This is a genomic window from Cohnella sp. LGH, assembly GCF_017671885.1.
GTDB classification, from domain to species: Bacteria; Bacillota; Bacilli; order Paenibacillales; family Paenibacillaceae; genus Cohnella; species Cohnella phaseoli.
Genome location: NZ_CP072117.1, coordinates 2,309,911 through 2,334,798 on the forward strand (window position 1 = coordinate 2,309,911; position 24,888 = coordinate 2,334,798).

The 24,888-nt window shown below is 54.0% G+C and carries 20 protein-coding genes; 15 read left to right on the forward strand and 5 right to left on the reverse strand.

Going from position 1 to position 24,888, the window contains the following annotated elements; all coding sequences use genetic code 11:
- Positions 1 to 7: 7 nt before the first annotated feature.
- The 5 genes from J4772_RS09280 to J4772_RS09300 all read left to right on the forward strand — a co-directional run bounded on the left by J4772_RS09280 (position 8) and on the right by J4772_RS09300 (position 5,177).
- Positions 8 to 1,156 (forward strand): mandelate racemase/muconate lactonizing enzyme family protein, encoded by a 1,149-nt coding sequence (locus J4772_RS09280; protein ID WP_209075006.1) that lies wholly within the window; start codon positions 8 to 10, stop codon positions 1,154 to 1,156.
- A gap of 14 nt (positions 1,157 to 1,170) precedes the next feature.
- Complete coding sequence (locus tag J4772_RS09285; protein WP_247741058.1) at positions 1,171 to 2,187, forward strand: galactitol-1-phosphate 5-dehydrogenase; 1,017 nt, start codon at positions 1,171 to 1,173, stop codon at positions 2,185 to 2,187.
- Between the two features lie 2 nt (positions 2,188 to 2,189).
- On the forward strand, positions 2,190 to 3,023 hold the full coding sequence (locus J4772_RS09290; RefSeq protein WP_209075007.1) for a fumarylacetoacetate hydrolase family protein: 834 nt from the start codon (positions 2,190 to 2,192) through the stop codon (positions 3,021 to 3,023).
- A gap of 25 nt (positions 3,024 to 3,048) precedes the next feature.
- Positions 3,049 to 3,816 (forward strand): SDR family NAD(P)-dependent oxidoreductase, encoded by a 768-nt coding sequence (locus J4772_RS09295; RefSeq protein ID WP_209075008.1) that lies wholly within the window; start codon positions 3,049 to 3,051, stop codon positions 3,814 to 3,816.
- A 248-nt stretch (positions 3,817 to 4,064) separates the two neighbouring features.
- Complete coding sequence (locus J4772_RS09300) at positions 4,065 to 5,177, forward strand: SGNH/GDSL hydrolase family protein (RefSeq protein WP_209075009.1); 1,113 nt, start codon at positions 4,065 to 4,067, stop codon at positions 5,175 to 5,177.
- 165 nt (positions 5,178 to 5,342) lie between these two features.
- Here J4772_RS09300 and J4772_RS09305 read toward each other — a convergent pair whose 3' ends face one another.
- Both J4772_RS09305 and J4772_RS09310 read right to left on the reverse strand, forming a co-directional pair.
- Positions 5,343 to 6,557, reverse strand: a complete 1,215-nt coding sequence (locus J4772_RS09305; protein ID WP_209077065.1) for a CynX/NimT family MFS transporter — start codon at positions 6,555 to 6,557, stop codon at positions 5,343 to 5,345.
- A gap of 200 nt (positions 6,558 to 6,757) precedes the next feature.
- A complete protein-coding gene (locus J4772_RS09310; RefSeq protein ID WP_209075010.1) occupies positions 6,758 to 7,657 on the reverse strand; it encodes a helix-turn-helix transcriptional regulator in 900 nt (299 codons plus the stop codon).
- 179 nt (positions 7,658 to 7,836) lie between these two features.
- Here J4772_RS09310 and J4772_RS09315 point away from each other — a divergent pair, with 179 nt between their 5' ends.
- Both J4772_RS09315 and J4772_RS09320 read left to right on the forward strand, forming a co-directional pair.
- The gene (locus tag J4772_RS09315) at positions 7,837 to 8,883 is read left to right on the forward strand and encodes a Gfo/Idh/MocA family protein (protein ID WP_209075011.1); all 1,047 of its coding nucleotides are present in this window, start codon (positions 7,837 to 7,839) and stop codon (positions 8,881 to 8,883) included.
- A gap of 89 nt (positions 8,884 to 8,972) precedes the next feature.
- On the forward strand, positions 8,973 to 10,952 hold the full coding sequence (locus J4772_RS09320) for a copper amine oxidase N-terminal domain-containing protein (protein WP_209075012.1): 1,980 nt from the start codon (positions 8,973 to 8,975) through the stop codon (positions 10,950 to 10,952).
- Between the two features lie 188 nt (positions 10,953 to 11,140).
- Here J4772_RS09320 and J4772_RS09325 read toward each other — a convergent pair whose 3' ends face one another.
- Positions 11,141 to 11,629 carry a dihydrofolate reductase gene (locus J4772_RS09325; protein ID WP_209075013.1) on the reverse strand — a complete coding sequence of 163 codons (489 nt, stop codon included), beginning with the start codon at positions 11,627 to 11,629 and terminating at the stop codon, positions 11,141 to 11,143.
- 192 nt (positions 11,630 to 11,821) lie between these two features.
- Between J4772_RS09325 and J4772_RS09330 the strand changes: the two genes are divergently transcribed.
- The gene (locus J4772_RS09330) at positions 11,822 to 13,315 is read left to right on the forward strand and encodes an alpha-N-arabinofuranosidase (RefSeq protein WP_209075014.1); all 1,494 of its coding nucleotides are present in this window, start codon (positions 11,822 to 11,824) and stop codon (positions 13,313 to 13,315) included.
- 8 nt (positions 13,316 to 13,323) lie between these two features.
- Positions 13,324 to 13,611, forward strand: coding sequence for a DUF6171 family protein (locus J4772_RS09335; protein WP_209075015.1), 288 nt, complete (start codon positions 13,324 to 13,326; stop codon positions 13,609 to 13,611).
- Here J4772_RS09335 and J4772_RS09340 read toward each other — a convergent pair.
- Complete coding sequence (locus tag J4772_RS09340) at positions 13,606 to 15,273, reverse strand: response regulator transcription factor (protein WP_209075016.1); 1,668 nt, start codon at positions 15,271 to 15,273, stop codon at positions 13,606 to 13,608. The genes J4772_RS09335 and J4772_RS09340 overlap by 6 nt on opposite strands.
- Positions 15,248 to 17,002: a sensor histidine kinase gene (locus J4772_RS09345; RefSeq protein WP_247741181.1), complete on the reverse strand. Its 1,755-nt coding sequence runs from the start codon at positions 17,000 to 17,002 to the stop codon at positions 15,248 to 15,250. The genes J4772_RS09340 and J4772_RS09345 overlap by 26 nt, the downstream gene beginning before the upstream one ends.
- 204 nt (positions 17,003 to 17,206) lie before the next feature.
- Between J4772_RS09345 and J4772_RS09350 the strand changes: the two genes are divergently transcribed.
- From J4772_RS09350 to J4772_RS09375, 6 genes are all read left to right on the forward strand, one after another.
- The gene (locus J4772_RS09350) at positions 17,207 to 18,907 is read left to right on the forward strand and encodes a type 2 periplasmic-binding domain-containing protein (protein WP_209075018.1); all 1,701 of its coding nucleotides are present in this window, start codon (positions 17,207 to 17,209) and stop codon (positions 18,905 to 18,907) included.
- A gap of 225 nt (positions 18,908 to 19,132) precedes the next feature.
- On the forward strand, positions 19,133 to 20,029 hold the full coding sequence (locus J4772_RS09355) for an ABC transporter permease (RefSeq protein WP_116058717.1): 897 nt from the start codon (positions 19,133 to 19,135) through the stop codon (positions 20,027 to 20,029).
- Positions 20,030 to 20,070: 41 nt separating this feature from the next.
- Positions 20,071 to 20,943 carry a carbohydrate ABC transporter permease gene (locus J4772_RS09360; RefSeq protein WP_116058927.1) on the forward strand — a complete coding sequence of 291 codons (873 nt, stop codon included), beginning with the start codon at positions 20,071 to 20,073 and terminating at the stop codon, positions 20,941 to 20,943.
- Positions 20,944 to 20,992: 49 nt separating this feature from the next.
- A complete protein-coding gene (locus tag J4772_RS09365; protein ID WP_209075019.1) occupies positions 20,993 to 23,017 on the forward strand; it encodes a hypothetical protein in 2,025 nt (674 codons plus the stop codon).
- Between the two features lie 27 nt (positions 23,018 to 23,044).
- Entirely contained in the window at positions 23,045 to 24,460 is a 1,416-nt protein-coding gene (locus tag J4772_RS09370; protein WP_209075020.1) for a hypothetical protein, read from the forward strand.
- Positions 24,457 to 24,867, forward strand: a complete 411-nt coding sequence (locus tag J4772_RS09375) for a hypothetical protein (protein WP_209075021.1) — start codon at positions 24,457 to 24,459, stop codon at positions 24,865 to 24,867. Before J4772_RS09370 ends, J4772_RS09375 begins: the two co-directional genes overlap by 4 nt.
- Positions 24,868 to 24,888: the final 21 nt, after the last annotated feature.

Below are 24,888 nucleotides of genomic sequence, written 5' to 3' on the forward strand. Positions count from 1 at the left end.
AGTCTGCATGAAAATTACGGATGTGCGCACCTATATTGTCGGAAACCCGTGGAAAAACTGGCTGTTCGTTCAGGTGGATACGGACGAAGGGATCAGCGGCTTGGGAGAAGGAACGTTAAACGGACTCGCGAAAACGGTCGAGACGGCTATTCACGAGCTGAAGCATCTCGTAATTGGGATGGACCCTTTCGACGTGGAGACGATTTCGCTTAGAATGATTCGCGACGTTTATTCCGACGGAGGCCAAGTACAGGGCTCGGCGCTTGCTGCAGTTGAGACGGCCTGTTGGGATATTATGGGCAAGGCCACGGGGCAGCCGATCTATAAGCTGCTTGGCGGCAGATGTCACGATAAGCTGCGCTGCTATGCCAACGGCTGGTACAGAGGCGGCTCGGATGAAGAAAGCTTCTATACGCAGGCGAAGGAAGTCGTGGATAAGGGATATACGGCATTGAAGTTCGACCCGTTCGGCGCGGCTTGGCGAACGATGGAGAGGGCCGACTTTGCAAGCGCGATCCGCAATATTGCCGCCGTTCGGGAAGCGGTAGGGCCGGACGTGGATATTCTGATCGAAGGGCATAATCGTTTCAGCGTTCATACGGCTTTGCAGTTCGCCGAATCGATGGCTCCCTATCAGCCGACCTGCTTCGAAGCGCCGGTTCCGCCTTATCGGGTCTCCTCGGTCGTCGAAGTGGCGAAGCGCAGTGCGGTGCCGATCGCGTGCGGAGAGGATTATTACAATCGCGAGCAATTCGCCGAACTGCTGAAGCACGATGCGGTGCATATCATTCAGTTGGAACCTCAGTTCCTGGGGCTCACCGCCTCCAAGCAAATTTGCGGAATGGTTCATGCGCATAACGGGGTAACGGCGCCGCACAGCGCGCAAGGCCCGATCTGCTCCATCGTCTGCTCTCATTTGAATATGGCGACGCCTAATTTCTTCATTCATGAGATTTTCGACGACTTTAATCATTCTTGGGCTCAGGATATCTTCACGCCGCCGTTCAAAGTCGAGAACGGATACTTGCAGCCTCCGGAGCGTCCAGGCCTTGGTGTCGAGATCAACCTGGAGGAAGCGGCCAAATATCCGTATCATCCGGGTCATTGGCTGTCGCTCTTTAAGCAAGGATGGGAGAAACGGGAGCCGGTGCAGTGAGAGGAGCGCTTGAGATGAGTATGAAGGCACTGGTCTATGAAGGACCTAGAGAGATGAACGTACGAGAGGTTCCCGTTCCGGAGCTGAAGCCGGACGAGGTTCTGATCCGGGTGAAGCGGGCGGGAATTTGCGGCTCCGAGCTTGGCGGCTATCTTGGTCATAACTCCCTCCGCAAGCCTCCGTTGATTATGGGCCATGAGTTTTCCGGAGTGATCGAACAAGTCGGCGAGCAGGTCAGCGGCTTCAAGACGGGGGATCGGGTAACGGCCAACCCGCTCGTTACCTGCGGGACTTGCCGGTATTGCCGGAACGGCGCATCCCAGCTATGCGGCAGCCGCCAATTGCTGGGCGCCCACCGTCCGGGAGCGTTCGCGCAATTCGTCGCCGTCCCGGCTCGCAACGTCTATCGCCTTAAGGAAAATAATTCGTTCGAAGAAGGCGCGCTTGCCGAGCCGTTCGCATGCGCGATCCACGTCTGTCGTCTGCTGCAGCTGGTGCCGACGGATCGCCTTCTGATCTACGGCGCGGGGCCGATCGGCTTGTTTGCGCTTCAGGCGGCGAAAGTGTACGGCGTACAGGATGCCGTTATCGTAGATTTGAATGAAGCAAGGCTTGAAATCGCCAAGGAGCTGGGCGGAATAACGGCTGCGAGCTTGAACGAGCTTCCGGAAGAGAGCCGAAGCGGTTTCGATGCAGCGATCGATGCCGTCGGGGCGCAGGCGACGAGACAGCTTAGTCTTGCGGCCGTTCGGGCCGGCGGCAAGGTTGTTTTTACGGGCTTGCATGAGGCGGACAGCACGCTGCCAATTAATGATATGATTCGAAGTGAAACGACGGTGAAGGGGGCATTCGCCTATTCTCAGGAGGACTTCGAAACGGCGCTGCTCTGGATCGGACAAGGCCGAACGAATCTGCTGCCATGGGCGGAGACGACGCCGCTAGGCGACGGCGCATCCGCGTTCGAGAAGCTGATCGGCGGTCCCGGCAAAATTGCCAAAATCTTTTTAACTCTGAAAGGAGAGGCCTTGTAAATATGAAGCTTGTGCAATTTTATCAACGAGAGGATCAGGAAAGGAAGCTTCAAGTCGGCGTCGTAAAAGGAGATAAGGAAGTCGTTGCCTTAAACGTTGCAGGAACGATGCGGGACGTCATTCAAACGGCTAATATTCGCTCGCTAGAAGAGGGAGCCGCTTATCGTCTGGATGAAGTGAAGCTGCTGTCTCCCTTGACCGATCCGGAGAAAATCATTTGTATCGGGCTTAACTATCACGATCATGTCATCGAGTCCAATATGCAGGTTCCGAAGGTTCCGGTGCTGTTTCCTAAGTACAACAATTGTTTGATCGGGCAAGACGATGAAGTGGTGATTCCAAGCGAAGTTACCCAATGCGATTATGAAGTGGAGCTGGCGGTCGTGATCGGCAAAACGGCCAAGAAGGTACCGCTTGAAAACGCGATGGATTATGTGTTCGGCTACACCGTTCTGAACGACATAAGCGCGCGGGACATCCAACTGATTGAACCGCAGTGGACTCGGGGCAAAGCGATTGACGGCTTCGCACCGACGGGGCCTTGGATTGTTACTGCCGACGAGATCGATAATCCGGGCAATCTCGGCATCTCGCTTACGCTGAACGGGGAGACGATGCAGAATTCCAATACGAAGGAACTGATCTTCGATATTCCGTATCTGGTTTCTTTTCTGTCCAACACGATTACGCTACGTCCAGGCGATATTATTAGCACAGGCACGCCACCGGGAGTCGGAATGGGCAAAAAACCGCAGGTGTGGCTAAAGCATGGAGATGTTGTGGAAGCGACGGTAGAAGGCATCGGAACTCTTCGCAATACGTTTGCGGCGGAATGAGACTAACAATCGATGAGGTGCTGCGATGACCTGGGAAAATAAAGTTGTGATCGTGACGGGAGCCGGAGGCGGGATCGGACGCTCCGTCGCGCAGCGATTTGCAAGCGCAGGCGCCGCCGTTGTCGCGGTTGGGCGTACGCATAGCAAAGTACAAGACGTCGCCGACGAGATTGCGAATGCCGGCGGGCGCGCTGTCGCTATGGCGGCGGATGTGTCCTCCGAAGAAGACGTTACAAGGGTCATTGGGGATACGTATCGCGCTTTCGGGCGAATCGATGTGATGGTGAACAACGCGGCGGTCTGTCCGCAGGTGAGGCTTACGGATATGAGTCTGACCGAATGGAACCGCGTGATTACGAATAATCTGACGTCCGTGTTCCTGTTTTGCCGCGGGGTCATTCCTTATATGCTGGAGCAGGGCGGCGGCGCAATCGTGAACGTCAGCTCCGTTCATGCGTTGGCAACGCTGGACGGCTATTCCGCTTACTCCGCTTCGAAAGCGGGGATCGTCGGGCTGACTCGGGCCATCGCGCTCGATTACGCGAAGAATAATATTCGCGTGAACGCGGTGCTGCCGGGAGCCGTCCGAACGCCGATGCTGGAGAGCAGCGTGAAGAACCTGGATACGCCCCGGGACGAAATTATGAAGCAGTGGGATCAGTCGCAGCCGATCGGCCGCGTCGGCCAGCCGGAAGAGATTGCCTCCGTCGTCCTGTTCGCCGCAAGCCCGGAAAACTCTTTTATGACAGGAACAACCTTGGTTGCCGACGGAGGAATGACGGCGGAGCTGTAGGGTACGCAACATCACACGATACGGACTTGTAAAGCAAACCGCCGAGAAGGCGGTTTGTTCGGCGTTTATGGAGTTTTATCGCTATGTTCCGGACAAGGTACTCGTTAGGAGAAAAAACGCTTGCGTTGACGGCGGAGGAAGCGCAAAATAGGGGCGAGTTCGATCAGCTACCTCAGGGCGCGGCACCTGGCTGAAGGCCAAGGCTGCGACGCGGACCAAGTTGCTACCAAAAGGAGAATCTCCGAGCTATGACGAATAATTCCAAAAGAATCGATGTCATCCGTCTGGATGAGAACATGACTATCAAACCAACCGTTCATGATTCGTTGCAGTGGCTATCGCCGCTTGAGAAGCCGTTTCACATTGCAGGGTTTGCGTGGCTTGGTCAAGACAAAAGATATCGGCGATTGCCAACGTCCCCAACGCTGTCGCTGCCTCATGCCGTTGACGAACTGGCGAACTGCACGGCAGGCGGGCAAATCCGGTTCCGCACGAATTCTTCCAGATTGTCGCTTAGAGCGAAGCTGAGAGGGCCTAGCGATATGTATCATATGCCGGCGACAGGGCAGAGCGGATTCGATTGCTACTTGGGCGAGCCGGGAGATCAGCATTATCTCAGCACGGCGCGCTTTGACCCGGCCAGCACCGAATATGAAGCGGAGCTATACAATTGGGGCGAAAAAAGAGAGTTTTGCGTGACTTTGAATTTTCCTCTGTACCAGGGCGTGGAGGAAGTGTGGATCGGCGTGGAGCCCGATGCGGCAATCGGTTCCGCTCCAAGCTATGCCGACGACAAGCCCATCGTTATCTACGGCACGTCAATTACACAAGGCGGCTGTGCGACCCGCCCTGGAATGGCGTATTCGAATATTCTGAGCCGCTCAATTCCGTTGGAGTTTATGAACCTCGGTTTTTCCGGGAACGGCAAGGGCGAGCCGGAGGTTGCCCGGACGATTGCCGAGATTCCAAATCCGGCCATGCTTATTCTCGATTATGAAGCAAATTCGGGAACGATCGAAGATATTTCCACGACTTTGCCGCAATTTATACCTATTTATCGCGAACGCCATCCCGACGTGCCGATTGTGGTCGTATCCAAAATCCGGTTTGCGGGGGATCGCTATTACGAAGAGATGCGGATACTGCACGAGGGGAGAAAAAAAGTCCAGGAAGAGACGGTCATGCGGCTGCGCCAGCGGGGGGACGTTAATGTCCACTTTGTGGACGGGTCGAATCTGCTCGGCGAGGGGGCGGAAGAATGCACGGTAGACGGCGTGCACCCGACAGATCTAGGATTTCTGCGAATGGCGACGTCGTTAGAGCCTGTTATTAGGGAGCTTCTAGCTCAAACGAAGAACTGAGTTGACCAGGCTGCGCTCGGAGTGAAAAGGCGGTGAAAGATAAAGATACCCCTGAGCGGGTTTTCATACACGCCCTAGCGATCGGCGCAAAAAAAAGCGGCACACGTTCCGAATACATTCGGACGGTGTCGCTTTTTTTGCATAGCATTTCGACTACGCAGCAGATCACTCCACATATCGCTTGCGCCCGGATGCCATGCCGAATATCGTCATGGCGCAGCCTATCGTTACCATAACGGCGATCGGCCACTTCCAAGATCCCGTTGCGTCATGCAGCAGGCCAAGCCCGATCGGGCCGAGGGCGGCTAGTACATAGCCCATCGATTGAGCCATACCGGACAAGGCGGCGGCGTCCGCCGCATGTTTCGTTCGCAATGCAAACAGCATAAACAACAGACTGATCGAAGCGCCTTGTCCGAGGCCCATGAGGACAACGGCTGCTGTGAGCGATGCCGCTTCATTGGAGAACAGCCCGATATAGCCGGTAATCGAGACCAGTCCCGCCGCAACGATCGCTAGCCGCTGATCCTTCATTCTCTCGGCGATAATCGGAATCAACAGGTTAACCGGGATTCCCATAATTTGCATCAGCGACAGCATGTAGCCGGCATGCTCGGAAGTAAATCCTTTGCTGATGAGCATATCGGGAAGCCAAGCGACGGCAATGTAGAAGTTGAACGATTGCAGGCCCATAAACAACGTAATTTGCCAAGCGAAGCCGGAGGTCCATACGTTCGTGCGGCGATGGCCGGATTCGGCTGTGCCGACGTTGGCGCGAGTTCTGGCGGCTCGCGCTTGAATCAGCCATGCGCAGAAGCCGAGCATGGACACAGAGCCCCACACAAGCAATGTGTTGCTCCAGCCGAGACCTGCTCTCTGAGCGAGCGGAACGCTTGTGGCGGCGGAAATTGCACCCACAAGCCCCATTGTCATACTGTATAAGCCCGTCATCAGCCCGATGGAATTGGTGAAATTTATCTTCACGATACTGGGCAGCAGGACGTTGCATACGGCGATGGCAATGCCGATGCCGATCGTTCCGACGAACAGCATCGGGACTGAAGCGGCGCCGCGAATCGCGATTCCGACTGTCATGATCAGTAAGCTGGCGGCAAGCGTGCGCTCAATGCCGAATTTACGAGCAAAGGCAGGGGCGAGCGGAGAGAAGATTGCGAACCCGATGAGCGGGATCGTCGTCAGCCAGCCCATCGCGCTCGTAGACAATCCTGTACTTTCGCGAATCATTGTCGCTAAAGGGGGCACAGAAGTAATAGCCGCCCTCATGTTGGCGGCGGCTAGAAGAATTGTTGAAATTAGTAGAATAAATGTTGAGCGGGACGGCGTCGCAGCGGCGCGGCTCCTCAAATCGGTCGTATGCATGTTCAAAGTAGAGTTCTCCATTTGTTAGGCAAGATAAGACGGTTCTTGCTTATTAGTCATGTGAAGAATCATACCCCTGTGCGCAAAAGGTTGTCAAATACAGCAGAAACGACCTGCTCGGATACTTGCTCGGAAGAAAGCAAGGGGCTCGGAGGGCCGCAGCCCGCTTATCCCTTCCCTCAGTCTGATCATCGTCGCGCTCACCGAACAAGCTCCTTCTTGCGAAACCGGGAAGGAGCTATCCCTTTGTACTGTTTAAAAAGCTTGGTGAAATAGTTCGGGTTGTCGCAGCCGATCCGACCGGCAATCTCTGTAACGGACAGCTCCGTCCTCAGAAGCAGCCGCTCGGCTTCGTTGACTCGGCAGAGATTGACATACTCGATGAATGTGCGTCCAGTCAGCCTTTTGAACAGCTTGCAGAAATGATAAGGATTCAAGTTCAACTGTTTGGCGGCTTTGTCGACCGTGTGCCTCTCCGATAATTGGTTTTCGATTGATTGGATAAGAGTCTTGAAGCTTTCGCTATTATGAACGGGCCTGCGGCCCAATCGATCCAGCTGCTGCTGCGGGAAAAAGATTCTAGCAAGATAGGTCAGCAGCATATGAAGCTGAGAGACGATGATCGTCTGATAACCGGATTGCTTGGCGACGAACTCTGCAGCGGCTTGATCCAGCAGAGAATAGTATTTCGCGCACGAAGCTTCGATTGCCGCGGGCTTAACCGGCAAGGAGGCGCGGCCCTCCAAATAAGGAAGGACATAACGAGCGTGAATTGTATCCTGAACCCAATGGTGAAAAAGCGAGGCGTTGAACACGATCGAGATATAGGCGATATGTCCCTCGCAAGTACTGAAGCCGGTATGCAGACCTCCGGCAGGCACGAACAACACGTCGCCGGGTCCAGCCTCGTAAGGTTGACTGTTAATATGGAAAATGCCGGAGCCTTGCTGCATGACAATGATTTCAAAGTGCTCGTGCCAGTGTAGAAAGAGGATGCAATCGTCTGTTTTCGCATGGCCGCAGTCGTTGAAAAAGAAATGAATCGGATAATCCTTGTCGGCGATATGGGTCATTTCCCGTAATTCCTGCGGGTAGGCCATTGTAAGCTCAACTCCCCAAAATACTGCGATTATTGCACAAGATAAGAAAGGTTGTAACCTAAAACAAACGGTATAATGAGCCTATGCTCTATCCATTATAGCAATATAAGAGTGATCTACAAACAGGAGCTGCATCAGATTTTCAGACGTAAATCCTCAAAATAAGGAGGCATTTGTTCATGGCTTCAAAATATAAAGTTGTTGTCGCAGGGTGCGGGGGAATGTCCAACGTATGGATCGATTATGCGATGAAGAGACCGGATACGGAGATCGTGGCCTTGATCGATATTCAGCTTGAGTTTGCGGAGAAAATGAGGGAGAGGAAAGGGCTGAAGTGCGGCGTCTTCTCCGATCTGCAGAGCGCTATCGAGCATACGGGAGCTAATCTGGTTTTTGATGTCACGATCCCTTCCAGTCATTTTCACATAAGCAAATCCGCTATGAGCTTAGGCTGCAACGTCTTTAGCGAGAAGCCGCTGGCCGAAACGATGGAGCACTGCAACGAGATTGTCCGGATCGCCGAGGAAACGGGACGCATGCATGCGGTGATGCAAAATCGCAGATACGATCCTCGTATTCGCACGCTGAGACAGATGGTCGCTTCCGGGCAGATCGGCAACGTGGGGTTCATAGGCGCGGATTTCTTTATCGGCGCGCATTTCGGCGGATTCAGAGACGCAATGGCAAGCCCTCTGCTGCTCGATATGGCGATTCATACATTTGACCAAGCAAGATTGATTACGGGGACCGTTCCGGTTTCCGTGTACTGTCACGAGTTTAACCCTAAAGGCTCATGGTACGCGGGGAACGCGGCGGCGATCTGCATTTTCGAAATGTCGGACGGCTCGGTGTTTAACTATCGAGGCTCGTGGTGCGCCGAAGGAGCGCCGACGTCATGGGAGGCGGAGTGGCGAATTGTTGGGGACCGGGGCACGGCAATCTGGGACGGCCATAACCCGCCTTATGCGGAAGTCGTAGCGCCGGGACAGGAAGAAGGCCAATTCATCAAGGACTGTATTCGGATCGATCCGGAAATGAGCGCGTTCGAGAGGCGGACGACCGGGCATGATGGCTGTCTCGACGAGATGTTCCTTGCGCTGGAAGAGAGCCGGCCGGCGGAAACGGATTGCCGGGATAATCGGTATAGTATGGCGATGGTGCTGGCAGCTTTGGAGAGCGCAAGCAGCGGCCGAAAGGTGATGCTGGATACGATGCTGAGGCTGTAGCCGCTTCAATTCCGCTGAGAATTCAGAGGAGAATTTTGGTATATTAGTTGAGAGAGTCGAATGCATATCATGCGGAAAGAGGTCAAGCAATGAGGAAGCTTTTACAGATTTTGCTCGCAATAGCGCTCGTATCGGGAGCTAGCGCAGCTTTAGAGCCTAACGCCCGCTATGCGGACGCGGCTGGCGCAACTCCGAAAATTGTGGAGATTATCGGCAAAGATACGATGCTAATGGACGATGGAACATTATGGACAACTCTTTACGGTTTTAAGAAATTCCGTTTTTCCTCGGATCTTGCGACGATTTCGGAACGCGGCCTGGGAATTTCAAAAGCCGGGAGATTAATGGAGTATTACGATGACTCCGAACCGCTGCTCGCGCCGGATCCATCCGCCATCAAAGAGATAGCCGGCGGCTACTGGCTAAGGAGCGACGGAACGGTATGGGGGAACTATGAGCAGCTAAAAGGAATCGAGCGGGTACTGCATATTGCTTATGGAAACGACGATTCCGAAGGCTTAACGCGTGCCAGTTTCGCCATGCTGCAGCAAAACGGGGACTTGCTGCTTAAAGATCACTATGCCCAAGGCAAGAACCTTAAGCTTGGAACGATCGCCAATCCGACAGCCGTTGCCTCTATGGTCGCGATGGCTGGCAAGGTGGCTCTGCTCTTCGATTCGGGAGAAGTCGTCGTTTACGAGTCGACGAATTTCGACGACAACGGCACAATCCTTCCGATTACGGTGGCGCAAGGCGTCAAACATATTGCATACACGCCCGGCACACCGACGCAAGTACTGCTCGTTACCCTCAAGGACGGAACCGTATGGCAAACGGGCGACTATCAGGGACGTTGGAAGCTGGATCATCAAGTTTCCGGCCTGACAGCCATCGCGAGAACGGTGCATTACGCGGATTCGAAACAGTTTTACGCGCAACGTGAAGACGGAAGCTGGGTCCTGTTCAACAACGGAGATATCGTTCCGTTTGAAGGGCCGGAGGTCGAAGCGGTGGATGTCTCCCTATCCGAGCTTAAGCCTCTCGTCGGAGATACGCTGAAGCTAGGCATTCAGGAGACGTATTCCAACGGCGCCAAGATCAAGGTGGAGCCGAACAAAACGAACGTTAAGGTGGACAAGCCGCACTTACTGCGTTTGAGTTCAGACGGAAAGCTGCAGGTGCTTGGGGTAGGCGAGGCTCAAGTTACTGTGACGACCGGCGGCATGGAAAAAACGATGAAGGTTTCCGCCAGCCTGCCGAACAATCTCACGTATGCCAAGCTCGTTGCCGGCAACGTATTCGTTCCGGTGAAGGCCGTCGTGAAAGCGCTGGGAGGAACGGTGTCCTCCGCAAGCGGAGCGATGGAAGCGAAAATCGGCGATACCGCCTTTTCCTTCAAGCCGGGGGACAAGAACGCCAAGCTGAACGGCGAAACGATTGCGCTTCCTGCAGCGCCGTTCTCGGAAAAAGGGGAGACGTATATTCCCGACTCCTTGCTGAAAGCGGCTGTTGGCGCAAAGGTTAAATGGGATAACAAATGGAAGTCGGCTGAAATCTCCTTCGGCGCCGATGCCAGGATGACGGTCGTATCCATCGAGACGGCAGGTCTCGTCAAGAAAGCGATGCAAGGCAGCTTGGCCGGTTTTATCGGCAAAAGCTACTGGGTTAATTATTTTGAAGGCTGGGATCGCTTCTCCAAAGTAACGGTCGTCGATGTCGTTCCGCAATCGTCGGGAGATTTCGTCGTCCAGTTCAAGAATGCGGCGGGCAAAACGCTGAAAGGTTATCCGATGTCTTCCGTATTCGTCAAGGAATTGTTTACAAACGAGGATTATCTCTTCAATTATGATCCGAAGAAGAAATACAAGTGGTCTACGGCGACATGGAATCAGATTAAAGCGGGTAAAGTGACGCTCGGGATGAACAAGGATCAGGTGAAAATGGCATGGGGCCGCCCGGCGGGAACCAGCATTACGACCGCGTCCGGGAAGAAAGTTGAAACGTGGGTCTACTATAATTTCGATACGGTAGGCTTCGTGAACGGAAAAGTCATCTTGATTATCAATTAAAGTTGGAATACGCTCCTGAAATCTTAATGGTAAACCCGTGACAAGGTGATTTCAGGGGCGTATGAGGCAGTCTCCGGACTAATCACATGACCCATGGAGCTTCTAGATAATTACCACTCCCCTCGACTAACTTCCATTCAATTGGAAACGAAGCGGGTCATGTCTCCGATGTAGACGAATTAGCCCCTCTACCGTACTCTTTCATAAACATGAAAATAGTAAACGTACGGATTTCGCTCGTCTTGAATGCCTCTTTCAACCGATATTTCCTTCCATTCGTTGCGATCCAGTTCAGGGAAGAAGGTGTCTCCTTCAAACTCATGATGGATTTTTGTTATGTACATCTTGCTGACGTAAGGCATGAACATCTTGTAAATCTGCTCGCCGCCAAAAATGAAAATCTCGGCTTCGTTTGCGCATAGATCGAATACATCTTGAATCGAATGCGCGATTTCACAACCTTCAATGGTCAGCCCGGTATCTCTTGACAAAATAATATTGCGACGCCCAGGCAAGATTCTGCCTATGGATTCGAAGTTTTTTCGTCCTAAAATGATAGGACGCCCCTCAGTCGTCTTCCTTACAAACTTCCAATCGTTAGGAATTCTCCACGGAATATCGTTCTCTTTTCCAATGACCCTGTTTCTGTCCATAGCGGCAATTAATGAAATTTGCAACTTAAAGCCCCCACTCTATCCAATCTCAGCTTAGTTGATATGAATTCGACATGCAGCGCGATAATCTTGCCGGCGGTTGCAAGATCTCGGAAAAAAGGTTGCGATTTTAGCAATCCGCTTTTATTATGGAAATATGATTAATGTAATTATGATTTGATTAATTAAAATATTAATTCTAAGGGAGGATTTAAGATGGCCAACCGAATTGTCATTCACGCAGACCGAGCGAAGGGCACGATCAACCGCAACATTTACGGACATTTCTCCGAGCATCTCGGACGATGTATTTACGAGGGGCTCTGGGTTGGGGAGGATTCTCCGATTCCGAATACCGACGGTATTCGCAATGACGTACTGCAGGCATTGAAGCAGCTCCAAATCCCGGTTCTAAGATGGCCGGGAGGCTGCTTTGCGGACGAATATCATTGGAAGGACGGAGTCGGTCCGAGAGAAAGCCGCAAGCGCATGCTTAACACACACTGGGGCGGCGTCGTGGAAAACAACCATTTCGGCACGCATGAGTTCATGAGGCTTTGCGAGCTGCTCGAATGCGAGCCTTACATTAACGGCAACGTAGGCAGCGGCACCGTTCAGGAAATGTCCGAATGGGTCGAGTATTTGACGTTCGACGGCGTATCGCCGATGGCTGAGTGGCGCAAGGGCAACGGACGGGAGCAGCCGTGGCAGGTGAAATATTTCGGCGTCGGCAACGAGAACTGGGGCTGCGGCGGCAACATGCGCCCGGAATATTATGCTGATCTCTATCGTCGCTTCCAAACCTATGTCCGCAGCTACGGGGACAATCGGATTCATAAAATCGCTTGTGGACCGAGCGATGCCGACTATCCGTGGATGGAAACGCTGATGAAGCAAGCCCATCGTTTTATGGATGCCATCACCCTGCATTATTATACGATTCCGGGCTCCTGGTCGGAGAAAGGCTCCGCCACCGGTTTTCCCGAATCCGAATGGACGATCACGTTGCGTAAGGCTCTGCATATGGAAGAACTGATCACCAGGCACTCCGCGATTATGGATCAGTATGATCCGGACAAGCGCATCGGTCTGATCGTGGACGAGTGGGGGACGTGGTACGATGTCGAGCCGGGCACGAATCCGGGCTTCCTGTATCAACAGAATACGATACGAGACGCGCTTGTCGCCGGAATCACGCTGCACGTCTTTCATCGTCACAGCGACCGCGTACGCATGGCGAATATCGCGCAGCTCGTCAACGTACTGCAGTCCGTCGTGCTCACGGAAGGAGAGCGCATGCTTCTGACGCCGACCTATCATGTTTTCGACTTGTTTAAGGTTCACCAGGATGCGGAATTGCTGGACCTGCACGAGGCTGTTGATCAGATCGGAAGCGGCCGCGAAGCTTTGCCGCAAATTTCCGCATCCGCTTCGCGAGACGCCGAGGGCCGTATCCACTTGAGTCTGTGCAACTTGGATCATCAATCGAGCGCAACCGTTGCAATTGAGCTGAGAGGCTGGGCAGAAGAGGTTATTCTGGTGAATGGCTCGATTCTCGCCTCGGAGCAGACGGACAGTCACAATACGTTCGACAGCCCCGATCGGGTTGCGCCGGCTACATTTACCGACTTCACCGTTGCAGCTAATCGACTGGCGGCTAATCTGCCACCGATGTCTGTCGCTGTTCTGGAACTGACTTCGCGTCAATGAGGACGGCGATGGTCGGCGATCCGCTGTGCAAGGGCTGCCGGGACGACTACCGGGTATCCGAGGAACGAATAGACAAGATGTTGGCCACGCCGCTGTTCCGTTCCGATAGCGGTGTCTGCGTTCCGGACGATGTCTATCAAGAGCGGTTAAGCCTGTGCCGCGATTGCTCGAAGCTGGTTGGAGGGCATACGTGCGCGTTGTGCGGATGCTTCGTCAGAATCGCCGCCAAGCTCAAAGACAAAAGCTGTCCCGCGCCTGGAGGAACCGGCTGGCGGCGATACTCGGACGGATCATAGATTGCGGTATTCCTGCGGCGTCATGTTCATCTGCTTTTTGAAAAAACGAATGAACGACAAAGCCGAGTCGTAACCTACCATTCCGGCGATTTCGTATATTTTGTGGTGACTGCTTTTGAGCAGCTCTTTCGACTTGTTTAGGCGGCACATATTCACAAAGTCGGAAATTCCAACTCCTGTCGCCTGAACGTACAGGCGGGACAAATATACCGGGTTCAAATGGACGACTTCGGCCAGCCGAGTCAGCGACAAATCCTCGGAAATATGCTGCTCGATATAATCGTTAAGCCAGTGGATTAGATTTTCTTTGCCCTCGTCCTTGGCCTCGGCCGCTTTGGACTCAAAGATACGTTCAGACATAGACGCGAAGATAAGCTTCATTTCCTCCCAGGATAGATCGGGATTCGCCTTCGTCAGCTTGTCCACGTTCACCTGGGCCAACAAAGAAGGCGTCGGAGGATGAAGGCGAAGATAGGACAGAAATACGGAAGCCAAGTTGTGATGGACCTCCAGCTTCAGAAAGCCGGAGTCGGAGTGTCTGATCATGTCGGTCATAATCTCTGCAAATAACTGATCGAATTCCGTTTTTGCTCCGCTCTTCAGATAGCGGCCAAGCAGCTCGATTTTTTTAATGACAAAGCCTTGCAGTTTATACTGCGCCGCCGCTGCGGCTGACGGATTGTCCAAATCGGCAAGCATACGATCCGTCAGCCGCAGCTCATTGCCCGCGCCAAGCCGGCTTAGGAACAGGGAGAGCAGCCGGTCGAACAGCTCCGTCAGCCGGCCGGCCGGCACCGGCTTCTCGCCCAGCGCGAAGGAGAACGATAGCTTAAACAGATCGCGGCAAGTGGCTTGGATGGTCATTACGGTTTCGAACACGAAGATGAACGTTCGGGCCCATATCTCCTGGTCCGGCTGCTGCTCGCGTTCCGCGGTCAGGATTTCTTTGGGCTGAAGCAGGCAGACCAGCTTGGATTGTTCGACTGTCGCGGATACTAGAATGACGGAGACATTCAGCAGCTCTTCAATCACGTTCCGTGCGGCATAGAGCAGCAGCTTGCGTTCGGACGTATCCGTAATTGACGCCCAGTCGTCGACTTTGCCGACAAGCACATACATGGGCAGCTCGCTCCGCAATGGAATGCCAAGCTCACGGAACTGCTCGTTGGTGTTGCGAACATCCGCTTTGCCGTACAGCATATTGTGCAAATATTGCTCCTGAAGCAACGGGATCAACTGCCGTTTCTGCATCTGCGCTTCGTGAAGCTGCTTCATTGCGGCATATTCGTCGTTAAGCGCGGCGACCGCCCTATGAATGGCATTAATAATCGCCTCATCCTGCTCGAATTTCAGGATGAAGTCGAAGCCGCCGCCGGAAATCGCGCTCTTGGCATAATGGAACTCATCGTAGCTGGTGAGGAAGATTACCTTGCAGCGCGGCCAGTATTTGCGGATTTCGTGAAGCAGCTCGATTCCTTCCATTCCGGGCATCTTAATATCGGTCAGCACGATGTCGATTTTGATCCGCTTGAGCGTGTCCAACGCCTCGAAGGCCGAATACGCTTTGTACATCTCCAGCTTCAACTGCTCCTGCTCGCCGATCAACCGCTCCATTCGATCGACAATATAGGGCAGATCATCCACCACCATCATTCGGTACATGCGCATCCTCCGTCTCATCACGTTGTTTAATTGAAATCATCACGCATAACCCGCCAAGCTGCGATCGGCACAGTGTCAGACCGCTGTCCGAGCCGTACATCAGCCGCAAACGGCGATGAACGTTAATCAGGCCTGTAGGTTCCTCCCCCTTGATCTCTGTCGTGTCAAGCTGCTCAGACAAAGCGGCGATTGCGGCATCGTCCAGGCTTTGTCCGTTGTCCTCGACTAGAATGGTTAGACAGCCGTTTTCAACCTTGTGGTGAAGCCATAGTTCTCCGCGCTCGCTATGGCGGACAAGTGCATATTTATAGGCGTTCTCGATAATTGGCTGTACGATTAGGCGGGGGACGGGGATAGCGTTGAGAAATTCAGGAAGCGGTTCCATCTCGACGTCGATGCGATCCCCGTAACAGACCGTTTGAATATCTACATAGGTTCGCGCATGACGCATTTCTTCTTGAAGGGGAATGAGATCCTCGGCATTTTTGGTGATGAAGCGATAGTAGTCGCGCAAATAATTAACGAAGCCGAACGCTTTGCCATACTCCTTGTCTGTTATCAAGCCGCCCATGATAAAAAAGCAATTATACAGAAAGTGCGGGTTGATCTGTGCCTGAAGCCGCTTAAGCTCCGACCTCTGCGTGCTAATCTCCTTCTCGTACACCTCATGAATCAAAACGTTCAGTTGAGAGACCATACGGTTAAAGCCCTCGAACAAATAGCGAAATTCGTCCTTGGCCTCCGTCTCCGCAATCGGCACGAACCGGCCTTGCTGCACGATGCGAAAAGCGGAAACGAGCCGTCGCATCGGGTTATGAATAAGGCGATACAGCGCCAGAGCAAGCAGCAGAATGACGGCGATCGAGACGGCCAGAATGACCCATACCCATTTTTCGTAGCTTTTTAATTCCCCCAGCACTTTCTCGTCCGGTATAAAAACAAACAGGGAGAGCTGCAGAGTATCGGAGGCGACATAGGATTCCCAATAGGTTGTGTTGCCCAGCTTGACCGACCCGGCGCCGGATCGGTTCGTTTTGCCGGCGGCGAGCGACTTGAGACTTTGCACCGTTTGCTCGTCTCGGGAGCTGGAGAGCGCCCAGTGCTCCTCTGTATGGATAAGCAGAAAATCTCCCTGCTGCGGGTTCACGATATTTTGCAGGCTGTTTTTCAACTGGGCGGCGGACAGCTCGAACATCACGACAAACAGAGGCGGCCGATCCAAAGAAGTGGACATCGGATAGCGCAAGCTCAGATAGAAGCGGCCGTCCTGTAATTGCACGATCCGGTTGGGGTCTACGCTTCTGGATAATTTGTCGATTTCGTCCGGATTTTGCAGCTTGTCCTCGTCGGTCAAGCCGTTTGGCGTAATGACTCTGTCCATTGAAGGGAAATAGATCATCGGTTTTTCCACGAACAGACTGGACGCTTTGACCATTTGCAACCTTTTCTGTAAAACCTTCACCTTATCGAGAAGGTCCGGATCGCTAAAATCATGGGAAACCCCTATGAGCATCGGGTCGTTATCGACCAATAGTTCATAAAAAATTTGCGAAAGGCGCTTAATTTCCTGCTCGAGATTTTGCATATAAAACTGATCGCGACTGCTCACGGAACGAGTAATTTCGCTGCGAATGCTGTCCGAGCCCTGCTTATTCAGCAGCATTGTCAGCCCGTAGAACGGCAGCAATACGCTCAAAAACGTCAACGACAGCCTCGTAAAAATCGACATTTTCACGAACACAGCCTCCCGCCAGCTTAAGTAGAACCTATCATATAGAGTTCCCAAGCGAATCGTCAAGTCAAACGGCGGCCGCTACCGATGCAGAAGTTTACAAATGCATATAAAAGTTGAGGAATGCCTGTGGTTGCCCGTTTGCCTGGACGGTATAGTGAATTCAGGCAAACCAATTCAACATAATGAGGGGGCAGACAAATGAGCTTCACGATGAAAAAAGGGTTAGCGCTTTCTTGCGCGGCAGCTTTGCTGCTTGCGTCTGCGGCGTGCAGCAGTGCCAAGAATAATGCGCAGACAGAGGGCTCCGCATCACCTCAGGCAACGGCGACGACATCGTCACAGCCATCGGATAGCGCGGCTGCGACCGGCAAATACGATCCGCCGATCAAGCTTACGACGGTTAGAGCAAACGATACGGCCTTGTTCACCGAAGGACAGACGATGGACAAGAACGCGATCTACGACGCTTACGAACAAGACTTGGGCATTACGCTCAAGAACAATTGGGTTGTCGACACCAAGGAGTATGATTCCAAGCTGAAAATCAGTATTGCCGCCAACGATCTGCCGGATTTCTTCAAGGTGTCGGCTGAGGATTTGCCGCGTCTGGTCGAATCCGATATGGTGATGGATCTGACGGAAGTATTCGAGCAATATGCCAGCGAAGAGACGAAAAAGCTGGTCGTGTCCGACGGCGGCAAGCAGATGCAATCCGCTACGTTCGACGGCAAGCTGATGGCGATCCCCCAGACGAACAGTCCATTTAACGCTGCGTCATTCGTCTGGGTGCGTCAGGACTGGCTGCAGGAAATGAATCTGCCGGAGCCTAAGACGATGCAGGACTTGCTGCAAATTTCCGAGGCGTTCGCATCGAGAAATACGGGCGGCAAAGGCAAAGCGTTCGGACTGGGATTGGACAAGGATCAGATCGGTTCGCCGATCGGCTTCCTTAACGGCTACCATGCCTATCCGGGGCAATGGGTGAAGGACAGCTCGGGCAAGCTTGTCTATGGCAGTACCCAGCCTGAGGTGAAGACGGCGCTTAAGCAGCTCCAGGATATGTACAAAGCCGGGCAGATCGATCCGGAGGTTGCGGTCAATGACAATGCGAAAATGCTGGAGCAGGTCTCCAACGACCGCGTAGGTATGCTGTTCGGCGCGTTCTGGTACAGCGCGGCGATGCAGGATGCGGTGGTCAAGGACGGCAAGGTAACCCAGGAGTGGGGCGTATATACGATTCCGTCCATTGATGGCGATCCCGCAATGTCGCAGGTGTCGGCTTCAGTCGCTTCGTACTATGTCGTCAACAAAAATGCGGAGCATCCGGAAGCCGTAATCAAGGTGCTGAACCAATGGGTAGATGCGCTGCTGGGAGGGAAGCCGGCGGATGGAGATCCGCGCGCTGTCTACAGCTTCGGCAAAGAGCTGAAGGACATGGGCAACGAAGCGTGGGCGATCAATCCGTTCACGATCTTTATCCAGGATCTATACGTCCAAGGCGGTCAGCATTTAGGCAAAGCGCTGGACACGGGAGACACCTCGGCGATCGAATGGAGCGGCGACCTGAAAAACCGCTACGACCAGGTCAAGAAATTCGAAGCCGGAGATACGACGTTCTGGTACCAGGTCGATATTGCGGGCAAAGGCGGGGCCTTCGAGAAAATGTACGAGTATTCCCAGCAGAACAGATATCATTTCGATGAGTTTTACGGAGTTGCAACACCGACGATGGCCGAGCGGGGCGATTTGTTGAAGACGAAGGAGCAAGAGGTTTTCACTAAGATTATTATCGGTGCTGCATCGATCGACGAGTTCGACAAGTTTGTTGCCGATTGGACCAAGCTGGGCGGCGACAAGATTACGGAAGAAGTGAACGAGTGGCACGCATCAAGACAATAGATAAGAACTGAGAATGGGGCTGTCCCATAAGCATAGTTGCTTGAGATGATCGATGACGCTTTAATGACATACAACTCTTGATTTTGGTCGCTTTGTGGGGAATCTCGCATCGGGGGGTACAGACCGTACGCCTATTACTCTTACCATCGATTATCTTGTAGAGCAACTTGAATGGTTTATGGAACAGCCCTTATAAATTCAGCAGTTAGAAAGGAGGGGAAGGGAATGGTCGCCGCACTGCGGAAATATTGGCCGCTGCACCTGATGATTCTCCCCGGGTTTCTGTTGGTGCTCGTTTACAGCTACGGTCCGATGGCCGGACTGGCCATTGCATTTAAGAAGTTTATGCCGTCCAAAGGCATCTTCGGATCGCCCTGGATCGGAATGGATAACTTTCAATTCGTCTGGTCGCTTCCGGATACCCCTCAGATTATTCGCAATACGATTATTATTGCCCTGCTGAAAATGATCGCCGGGCTGGTCGCGCCGATTATCGCGGCTCTCCTGCTTAACGAGGTTCGGAAGGCGGTGTTTAAGCGCACCGTTCAGACGCTGATTTATTTGCCGCATTTCCTGTCGTGGATTATTCTGGGCGGCATTCTAATCGATCTTTTGTCTCCTTCACAGGGGCTGGTAAATAGAGCGTTGGGTCTACTCGGCATTGAGCCGATTTTTTTTCTGGGCGACAATCGCTGGTTCCGTTTTACTTTGGTTTTCTCTGATGTGTGGAAGGAATTCGGCTTCGGTACAATCGTCTATTTGGCGGCGCTGACAAGCATTAATCCGACGCTGTACGAGGCTGCGGAGATTGATGGAGCCAACCGCTGGCGTCAGACATGGCATGTGACCTTGCCGGGCATGCTGCCGATCATCGTACTGCTCGCCACGCTCAGTCTCGGTAGCGTGCTTAATGCCGGCTTCGATCAAGTATTCAATTTGTACAGCACGCCTGTGTACGAGACCGGCGACATCATCGATACCTATGTGTACCGGATCGGTATCCAGAAAGCGCAGTACGGCATCGCCACGGCGATTGGTTTGTTTAAGTCCGTCGTTTCGCTCATTTTTATTTCTATTTCTTACTTTCTGGCCTATCGATTAGCCAACTATCGCATTTTTTAATATAGAAATGGTATTAAGGAGGGGGTACAGTGGGCGTTAGGATGTCACGCGGTTATCGCCTGTTCTCCGTTATGAATCATTGCTTTCTGTTGCTTCTGGCTATTGCTTGCGTTCTTCCGCTCCTTCATATTCTGGCTCTGTCTTTCAGTTCGGCTTCCGCCGTTACCGCGGGCGAGGTGACGTTCTGGCCTGTCGACTGGACGTTGGCCTCTTATGAGAATGTGTTTGGTAAAAAAGAATATTTGGTCGCCTTCTGGGTATCGATTAAGCGTGTATCCATCGGCGTGTTCCTGAATATGCTGCTGACGATTCTGATCGCTTACCCGCTGTCGAAGGAAAATAGTCAATTTCCGGGAAGAACGATGTACGCCTGGTACTTTGTATTTACGATGCTGTTCAGCGGCGGTTTGATTCCGTGGTACATGGTCATTAAGGATACTGGATTAATCGGCTCGATCTGGGCGCTGGTTATCCCGTCTGCCGTACCTATCTTTAATGTGATCATCCTGCTCAATTTCTTCCGCGGCCTACCTAAGGAACTGGAGGAGTCGGCCAAGCTGGATGGGGCCGGATATTTCCGCGTGCTCTGGCGGATTTTCGTGCCGCTGTCGATGCCTGCGCTGGCTACGCTGCTGCTCTTTGCCGTTGTCGGCCACTGGAACAGCTGGTTTGACGGTCTCATTCTCTCTACCCGCACGGAGCAATATCCGCTGCAAAGCTTCTTGCAGACGATTATTATCAAGCTCGATCCGGCCTATCTGAGCTCGCGCGATGCGGAATTGTTCGCGCTGATGAACGATCGAACGAGCCGCGCCGCGCAGATTTTTGTCGCCGCGTTTCCGATTCTGATCGTCTATCCGTTCCTGCAGCGTTTCTTTATCAAGGGGATTGTGCTGGGCAGCGTTAAAGAATAACACCGGATGCGCGATGCGTGCATCTGCGAAGAAGGGGAAATCGGCTTTGATGAATAAAACGAGTTTACAACCCGAGAAGGTCCAATATATGCTGCGCCCTTTGCTGCCGGTTTTGCAGGACGATGCGCTCTGGGCTTCGTTTATGGCGTATGCCCGGAGCATTCGCGCCGATGCGGTCATGGCGTTCAGCACGCATCTGGAAGCGAATCATCCCGATCTGGACACGCTTCGCGAGCGGATGCCTTTGTTCGCCAAGCGGTTCGCCGAAGTTCGAGCGGCGGGAATGAGTCCGATGGTCAACTACTACGTGACGATGGGGCATGCCCATATGCTGCCTGCCGAGCATGCCCAAGCGTTTACGGATATGGTCGACGGACAGGGAAGGAAGGAAACCGGCTGCCCTTGCCCGCTTTGTCCGGAGTTTCGCCGTTACATCGTGGAGGCATATAAGCTGTTCGCTTCGCTCGATGTCGACGCGATCTGGATCGATGACGATTACCGACTGTTTGGTCGAGAGGATACGAATGCGTTTTTATGCTTCTGCGATCGCCATCTGGAAGAGTTCGGCGAGAGAACGGGCGTATTGTACAGTCGTGAGGAGATCCAGGCTGCGCTGCTGAAAGATCCGCAGAGCTGCACGGCCGAGGAGCTGCAGCTTCGCCAGGATTGGCGGCTGTTGCAGGAAGACGTCCTTGTTGAGCTTGGCGCGCTGCTGCGCGATGCCTCCGAATCGGTCAACCCGAACATCCGCATGGGGCTGATGACCAATACGCTGGAGATGATGCTGCGCAACGGCCGGCATCTCGACGCCGAGATCCGAGCGCTGCGAACGGAGCGGCAGCCGGAGCCTTACGTCAGGATTGGCGGCGCGAGCTACACCGACGAGCACCTGCCCGGCATTCTCGATCGCTGCGTGACCTTCGACGCCATGGCTGCCATGATTACGGAGCCGAGCCGAATCGGTTCGGAAATCGAGCAATTTCCTTGGACGATTGGAGGCAAGTCTGCACGTGGTCTTGCTTTGGAGTTGTATTTGCTTACGGTGAGCTTCAGTCCCCTTCTGACGCTAAGCATCAATGACGGATTTCTCGGTTTTGACGACGTTTCGGGCAATTACCGGAAGGAGCTGGGGCCGCTCAAAGATTATTTGCAGGCGGTCACGGATGCTCTGACGGGCAAGACCCGCAAAGGTGCGTCGCTGCCGTTCCCCAATGATCCGGCAGTCACGGCCGGTATGAATCTGAACGGAGCTCCGCTGCCGCGGTTCCAGCATGCGCTGACCCGCATCGGAATCCCTGTTGCGCCTGACGACCGTACGCCGACGCTGCTCACTATAAATGAAGCGACGGCTTACGCGGAGGAGACGATAACGGCTTGGCTGAAGCAAGGCGCGATCGTGACCTCCGAGGCGTTCTACCATCTGTGCGCACGGGGAATCGTGCACGACTGTCCGATTCGCGCGGAGAAAGGCGATATGTCGCAGCGAACAACCTTGGAACGGATCACGGCTCCTCATGCCCCGGATTGGCTGCGCAACAAGGATGTCGTTTCCTGGCTTTATATCCCGCTGCACACGAATTATATCCTTTCGGCCGGAGAAGGAGCCGAGGTATGGTCCGAGCTTTACGATAATTTGGGCGGGCTGCAGTCTCCCGGTGTGATTGTGACGAAGCAGCCGTATCCGATGGCGGTTGTCGCTCATACGGGGGATCTGCTTAAGGAGACGGGACGGCAGTGGCTATACCAACACCTCATGTCCTATTTGACCGATGGAGAGTATCCCGCCATGGTGGAGCAGGGAGTCAACTTGTATCCCGTCTGGTGGGAGGGCGGTACGGAGGCGCTGCTGGGCTTGACGAATTTCAGTCTGGAGACGTATCCTTCACTCCAGCTATGGATTCCTACGCGTCGAGAGCTGGCGCGCGTCGAGCGGCTGACGCGGGACGGCTCTTGGATTGAGGCCGATGCGAGCGCGGCTGCGCATCCGGACGGCGGCATTCGGCTTACGCTGCACGGAGAAAGCGTGCCGGCTCCGGTTTCTTTTGCAACGTTTCGCTTAACCTTTGCGGAATGAATCGGGTTGTTTGAGGAGAGGGATGCGATGAAGATCGGCTGGGGTAGAAAAGAGATCACTCCGCCGGAGCCTGCGGCGTTGGCCGGCCAATTTTACGAGAGAATTGCCCGCGAAACGCGCGATCCGCTGATGGCGACCGCGCTTGCTTTGGAAGGTGCGGACGGAGAGCAGGCGGTTCTCGTTAGCTGCGATCTTATCGCGATAGAGAAGCATGTGCAGATCGGCGTGCGCGAGCGGGTGCGGCAGATCGTCCCGGAGCTTGATCCGAGCGCGATCCTATTGAACGCCACCCATACACACACGGCGCCGTACACCTATAGCGAATCGCTATGGATTCCGCTGTTCTGGACGCGCCAGCCGCCGGAAGCGATGACGCCTGAGACATACGCAAGCTTTGCGATTGGGCGGATCGCCGAGGCGGTTGCAGAGGCGTGGACGAGCCGAAGCGCCGGCGCGATCAGCCGCGGAGAAGGTCATGCCGCGCTCGGGTATAACCGCAGAGTCCTGTACGACGACGGTACGGCCAGCATGTACGGCAAGCTGGATGCGACGCATTTTTACGGCTTCGAAGGGCCGGAGGATCATCGGGTGGACATGCTGTTCACCTGGGATCGCAGCGGCGAGCTGACCGGCGTCGTTGTGAACGCTGCCTGCCCGGCGCAGATTAACGAGGGCGATCGGCGCGTGTCCGCCGATTATTTCGGCGAAGTACGTCATCTGATCCGAGACAGATGGCAGCGGGACGTGCATGTGCTGGGTATAATCGGCGCAGCTGGGGATCAAGCGCCGTTTGACCTGATCCGTCGCCGATATTCACAGCTTAGCGTCGACGACGAGTTGAGGTCGGCGGCCCGCAAGCTGGTCGGCACGATGGAAGATGCGTTTGAGCAGGCGCGGCTAGGGCGGGAGGATACGCCCGTGTTTCGACACAAGATCCAAGAGGTGGAGCTTCCGCTGCGGATGGTTCCCAAGGTGGAAGCTGAATACGCGCTTGAGGAATGGGAGAAGTTCTGCAAGCGCTGCGAGTCGGAGGAGGAACCATCGGCGTACTTCCAATCTCTTGGCTTCGAGCGACAGAACGAACTGCTTCAAGCCTGGAGCGTGCAAAACCGGTACAAGCAGCTGCAGCGGATGAAATTTTTCCGCTTTGAAATGCACACGCTGCGAATCGGGGAGGCGACGCTGGTCACCAATCCGTTCGAGCTGTTTACGGCCTACGGCCTGCAGCTCAGGGCTCGCAGTGCGGCTAAGATGACGCTTGTGTCGCAGCTGACTTGCGACTCCGGCGGCTATTTGCCAACGGCTGAGGCAGTGGTCAGCGGAGGATACAGCACACAATTGTTTAACGGGTTGGTTGGACCCGAGGGAGGTCGGCTGCTGGTGGAATATACGCTCCAGTCCATTCAGGAGCTGTGGGACCGGCCTGAAGGGGATGGACAGTGAACGCGTTAACAATCAAGAGCATTGGCGATTGCACACTGGCGGAAATTACGGAGCTGTGGAACGTCGGCTTCCAGCAGTATTTGAACGAGAAATACGATCGCGCGGGAGAGGTTGTCGGATACGCGCTCTTCTCCCGGAGCGTCAATGACGAAGGGCTGCTGTGCGGCGTGGCGATGACGCACTGCGAGGCGAATCCAGCGCGCGAAGATGGCCGGGACGTTGTCCGTTTTATGCTCGGGGAAGTGTATGGACCCTATGATGCGCCGATTGAGCGCATGGCGCATTATTTGCGTTCGACGAACGAGGCGGCGATGGAGGCTTTGGCGGAGGCGGGCTTCGAGAAGGTGTTCGAAGAATACCTGATGGTGTTCGGTTTTGGTGCGCAGTCCGGCCGAACGCCGCAATGACGGAGAAGGGGGCGCAAGCCC